This window comes from Mesorhizobium sp. B2-3-5, from assembly GCF_006442395.1.
In the GTDB taxonomy this organism is placed as follows: Bacteria; Pseudomonadota; Alphaproteobacteria; order Rhizobiales; family Rhizobiaceae; genus Mesorhizobium.
The window spans coordinates 1-1,002 of record NZ_VFVX01000086.1 but is presented as its reverse complement, the minus strand read 5'-3'; the positions used below and the strand labels follow the sequence as shown (position 1 = coordinate 1,002).

The following is a 1,002-nucleotide window of genomic DNA, read 5'->3' as shown; positions in this document are numbered from 1 at the left end:
TGTTTAGTCCCGGCATTTGATGGATTGGATTGAGTCTGAAGCGCTCAGGCTCTTTTGTCCAGATATTGCAGATGAACTCATAGGGTGTGAGGCCCTTGAGGGTCTTCAGTCGCCGGGCAAAATTGTAGGCTGCCATGAAGTCGGCAAGGTGCTGGCGAAGTTGGTCATGGTCGTCGTAGTGGAAGCGCTTGACGGTGGCTTCCTTGATGGTTCGGTTCATTCTCTCGACCTGGCCGTTGGTCCAGGGGTGCTTCACCTTGGTCGTGCGATGCTGGGTGCCGTTGTCGCGGCAGGTGCGCCCGAAAATGTGCTCCATGGCGGTGCGATCCTGCTCGCGGTTTTTGAACTGGATGCCGTTGTCGGTGAGGATGGTGTGGATCTGGTAGGGGACCGCCTCGATGAGGTGGCGCAGGAAGTCGGCTGCGATCATTTTTGTTGCCCGCTTGTGCAGCTCGACATAAGCGAACTTGCTGGTCCGATCGATGGCCACGAAGAGATACAGCTTGCCCTCGGCGGTTTGCACCTCGGCAATGTCGACATGGAAGTAGCCGATCGGATAGGCCTTGAACTTCTTCTTGGGCTGCTTGTCGCCTTCAACCTCGGGCAGCCTCGAAATGCCATGGCGCTGCAGGCAGCGATGCAATGACGAGCGCGTCAGGTTCGGGATCGTCGGCTGGAGCGCGTAGAGACAATCATCCAGCGGCAATAATGTGTACTTGCGGAAAGCGACGATAACGGCCTCTTCCTCGATCGTCAGCACCGTCGACTTCGGGTCTTTGGGTCCAGTCGGCAGGTCGGCGACCGAAGTGCGCCCCTTCCACTTGGCAACCGTCTTCGGGTCGATCCCGTAGCGCTTGGACAGCTTCCTCAGGCTCTCTTGACTATTTTGTATTGCTCGACGGATTGCCTCTGTCGTTGTGGCGCGCCCATGCAGAACCTGGCCCATAGTGCCTCCTTCCACTCCAGGGAAAATAATGCACCATTAAAGGTCGGGATGAAACA

Annotated in this window: 1 protein-coding gene; it reads right to left on the bottom strand. The window is 57.1% G+C overall.

The features are described from left to right. Nucleotides 1-946, bottom strand: a 946-nt coding sequence (locus FJ958_RS31430) for an IS481 family transposase (RefSeq protein ID WP_140750017.1), incomplete at its 3' end; no start/stop codon positions are given. Nucleotides 947-1,002 lie beyond the last annotated feature (56 nt).